At 58.3% G+C, this 3,523-nt stretch carries 7 protein-coding genes; 4 read left to right on the top strand and 3 right to left on the bottom strand.

Annotated elements, in window-relative coordinates:
- Positions 1 to 426 precede the first annotated feature (426 nt).
- The 3 genes from RTS12_RS20385 to RTS12_RS20395 form a co-directional block, all read right to left on the bottom strand.
- On the bottom strand, positions 427 to 963 hold the full coding sequence (locus RTS12_RS20385) for a class I SAM-dependent methyltransferase (protein WP_312531932.1): 537 nt from the start codon (positions 961 to 963) through the stop codon (positions 427 to 429).
- 82 nt (positions 964 to 1,045) lie between these two features.
- A complete protein-coding gene (locus RTS12_RS20390) occupies positions 1,046 to 1,201 on the bottom strand; it encodes a hypothetical protein (RefSeq protein WP_312531728.1) in 156 nt (51 codons plus the stop codon).
- The gene (locus RTS12_RS20395; RefSeq protein ID WP_312531731.1) at positions 1,201 to 1,470 is read right to left on the bottom strand and encodes a hypothetical protein; all 270 of its coding nucleotides are present in this window, start codon (positions 1,468 to 1,470) and stop codon (positions 1,201 to 1,203) included. The genes RTS12_RS20390 and RTS12_RS20395 overlap by 1 nt, the downstream gene beginning before the upstream one ends.
- A gap of 427 nt (positions 1,471 to 1,897) precedes the next feature.
- Here RTS12_RS20395 and RTS12_RS20400 point away from each other — a divergent pair, with 427 nt between their 5' ends.
- The 4 genes from RTS12_RS20400 to RTS12_RS20415 all read left to right on the top strand — a co-directional run bounded on the left by RTS12_RS20400 (position 1,898) and on the right by RTS12_RS20415 (position 3,269).
- On the top strand, positions 1,898 to 2,278 hold the full coding sequence (locus RTS12_RS20400) for a helix-turn-helix transcriptional regulator (RefSeq protein WP_312531934.1): 381 nt from the start codon (positions 1,898 to 1,900) through the stop codon (positions 2,276 to 2,278).
- A gap of 324 nt (positions 2,279 to 2,602) precedes the next feature.
- On the top strand, positions 2,603 to 2,935 hold the full coding sequence (locus RTS12_RS20405; protein WP_312531936.1) for a hypothetical protein: 333 nt from the start codon (positions 2,603 to 2,605) through the stop codon (positions 2,933 to 2,935).
- Positions 2,932 to 3,135, top strand: coding sequence for a hypothetical protein (locus RTS12_RS20410; RefSeq protein WP_312531938.1), 204 nt, complete (start codon positions 2,932 to 2,934; stop codon positions 3,133 to 3,135). The genes RTS12_RS20405 and RTS12_RS20410 overlap by 4 nt, the downstream gene beginning before the upstream one ends.
- The gene (locus tag RTS12_RS20415; RefSeq protein WP_312531940.1) at positions 3,132 to 3,269 is read left to right on the top strand and encodes a hypothetical protein; all 138 of its coding nucleotides are present in this window, start codon (positions 3,132 to 3,134) and stop codon (positions 3,267 to 3,269) included. Before RTS12_RS20410 ends, RTS12_RS20415 begins: the two co-directional genes overlap by 4 nt.
- Positions 3,270 to 3,523: the final 254 nt, after the last annotated feature.

A 3,523-nucleotide genomic window follows, 5' to 3' on the forward strand; every position in this document is an offset into this window, starting at 1 on the left:
GGTTCATTTGCGAACGACCCACGCTGAGGTATCGCACTGCCGCCGAGATCGACGGAAACACACGGCCATGGATTTCGATTGGCTTTGAGCGATGCAGAGTCAAGGCACGGGGCGCAGCCGTCCCAAGACCTGCGCCATCGGCATGGCCCCGCATACGCAGCATGCCGCTGATTGATGCGGGACTAACACCGAGCGCAGCCGCCGCGACCGATATCGACGGATAATCGACACCCCTGATACGAACCGGGACACAGCTGGGGAGGTCTCCGCGATGTTTGACCTTGCCTGTGCGGTGGCGCTGTCGCCATTCCCGCTGTCGCTGCGTTTCAGCTGCCCGGCAGGCCGCGCAACGACATTTGTGCCGGAGGTATCCGTTCGCAGTTCCATGGGGGATATTCTTAGCCACTGCATTCATTGCTTGCGCGCTCATGCGGCCTTCCTCCCCACGAACTGGGCAGCACCCTTCCCGCGGGCATCAAAGAGATACCAGCAGCAGTTATCCTTGCCGGTCATCTTGGTCTCGGGGAACCACTTCACCCGGCCCACCGACACGATCTTGCGGCACAGCGGCATGAATTCGGCGGACTGAACCGTGTGCATCCAATCAGCGTCAAACAGCAACCAAGTCGGACGCAGAGCGGTGAAGTGCCGGATCATCGGGTGAAGAACATCGCGCCGCCAAGGCGGATTGGTGATGATGCAATCAACGCCATCGGCCCAGACAGCCAGATCATCCGAGAGGGCGTTAAATCGGCGCACATCGGAATGGCGCGGTTCAATATCCCCCTCGAAACGGCATGACATGCCCGCCTCTTCCAAGGTGTTGACCAGTGCCATATCGCCCGCGCAGGGTTCAATGAAGCTGTCACCAAACCCGAGATGGGGCAGCAATGGCGCTACAGCCTCAGGCGGGGTCGGGTAGAAATCTCGCTCAATGCGTTCGAAACTGGAGCGCTTCCCCATCACTGAACACCTTTCATCTGTCCCTTGCGCATTCGCGCACCTTGTTAAAATTGCGGGGCGAAACGCCCGAAGGCAGCGGCGGTCACAAGTCCCGCCGCGCGCCCTTGATGCGTTTGAAAAACTTTTCGGACTGGCCTTTGAACCAATCGGCATCCGCAGCCGATTGCTCAGCCACGCGGGCGGCCCGCCGATGACGGGCCTCGTAATAGCGTTGGGCCATGCGCCAGAGGATCCGCATCAGTGCACCTCCGGATCAATGATCTGGAAAATGGTCTCGGCACCAACCAGCGCGATCACCTTCAGCACGTAGCGAAAATGCGGGGCGTTCTCGCGGCGCAGCCAATTGCGCACCGTGCGCGAGGTCACCGGTCGGCTGTCCGAGGTCAGCACATCGGCCGCCAGTTCCGCCAACTCGTTCTCAGACTGCGCCTCAGGAAAAGCCCGCCACAACAGACCAGCGAACCAGACACGCTCGGCCTCTTCGCCGCCGCATTTTCGGAAAGACATTTCAGAAGGTCCTGTGCTGTTGTGTCCTCGTGCAGAAGGACGATCATCAGAACGAAGAGAGGATGCGGCTGGGCGAAGACTCATGCCGCATCCTCGGGAGTTTCGACCGCGTCGGACAGTTCTTCATCTGGCCGGACGAAAGAGAATAGTGTCCGCGGACATTCCAACCCGCGGGCCAAGCACAGCCCTTCAATTACGTCAAACCATCGCGCAGGGAATAGCCCTGCCGTCACATGATTACTGACAGAGGTTAGAGTAACACGCAGTGCCAACGCGATGCGGCGGCGACCAATCGTGTCGCAGATTGAAGACACTGAGGGGCAATGAGGCGTTTCCATACACCTCATGAATTCCATTATTTATGGATAGTCAAGTATCCATAAGGCTTTTGTTCCAGTTTTTCTGGTCTCTCCCTAAGGTAAGCAGCATGAACACCGACCAGAAAGAGCGCCTTGCGCACAAAGGGAAAATGGGCATGGCAGCCTGCGCCATCCGGCTCAAAGCGGCACGAATGGCAGTTGGACTTAGCCAAAAGCAGCTTGCAGATGCGCTAGGCCTTAAGCGCACAACCAATATCAGCAACATGGAGCTTGCACAGTCATTTCCAAACCGTGAAATCATGGCATACTTTTTCAGTGAGCATCGAATTGACTTCAACTTCCTGATGAGCGGCCATTACGCCCAGTTGCCCGGCGACGTTCAGGATGCACTTTTCCCCGCTCTCGTAGTTGCCAACAATGAATGGGAGCAAAGAGAAGGTTCAGATCGAACCCAAGCCTCATGGCAACATACGCAATCGCAAACATGATCCTGGACATCTATCCTCCACCACAACATTTTAGAACGTTACGCGAACAACATTTGATAGCAACCAGTTGACTCGCGCCTCACAAATAAAACCTGAGGGCGAATCTGTGGATAAATGCCTCGCCCAACACCTCCCCGAACCCGCCTTGCGCGGGCTTTTTTACGATCAGAATCCGCGACAAGACCAAGAAAGAACCAGACGGCAACAACACCGCGACGCCTAGATTAATATCGTTATCCATTAATTATGGATTTAATTAATTGACTATCCATTAATTATGGATCAAGCATAGCCCATCCCGACCTCTTCGGATGGAGCCTGCACATGCACATTCCCACTGTCCTGTCCGTGACCGACCTGGACACTGCACCGCGCGCTTCAGCCCGCGCGGACCTTCACGACATCTCTCGCGCTGAGAACCTGCGCAGCCCGCGGGCTGGGCGCACCTTCCCCTTGCAGGCGAGCACTGCGCCCACTGGCCCCAGCACTTTGGTGATGGCCCTCGGGGGCGTAGCGCTGGCCGTCATCGTGCTGGTGATCTGGCACATCATCGCTGGTGCCTTCGATTGGTCCGAGGTTCGCGACTTTGTGGCGCCGACAGCTGCCGAGGCCCGTGCCCACGGCTGGGAAGTGCTGGCCGAAAGGGCCGCGCCATGAGGAATACCGAAAACCTGATCATGGGGCCGAGCTTCATTGCACAGCTGCCAACACTGATGCCGCGCACTCTGATCTCAGAAAACCTGTTGCGTCGGGTTCTGGTCGAGGTGCCTGAAATCAACAACACCGAGCTGGGCAGTGACATCCGCACGGCACTCACCACGCCGTCCGAGCGGCTTGTCGAGACGGTGACGCCATGACCCGCTTCGTCGCCATAACGCAGCTTTCCGGAAATCAGGCCCGCATTCTGCCAGCCGCGATGCTCGATCGGTTCTTCGACAACCGCGACCCGCGCGAATGGTCCGTGCCTGTAGAGATCACCCAACAGGGCTGACCCAATTCCGCCGCTCGGGGACGGAACCGATCGGCGCGAAGCCTCTGGTGGCTACAAACAACAGAGGCACCTTCCCCACAGACCCGCGCCCGGCGGTTCCGGGCACATCACAGCGGAGATCCGCATGAATCGCCTTTTGAAATGGCTTCACCACGACCACCTGCCCGCGCATCTGCAGGCCGTGGTTCAACCCATCGATGCGCTCGCCCGCGAACTGGATGCCACGCTGGCAGAAGGGCCGGAGAAGACCGCAG

Origin of the sequence: Paracoccus sp. (in: a-proteobacteria) (assembly GCF_032007265.1) — a bacterium.
Taxonomy (GTDB): Bacteria; Pseudomonadota; Alphaproteobacteria; order Rhodobacterales; family Rhodobacteraceae; genus Paracoccus.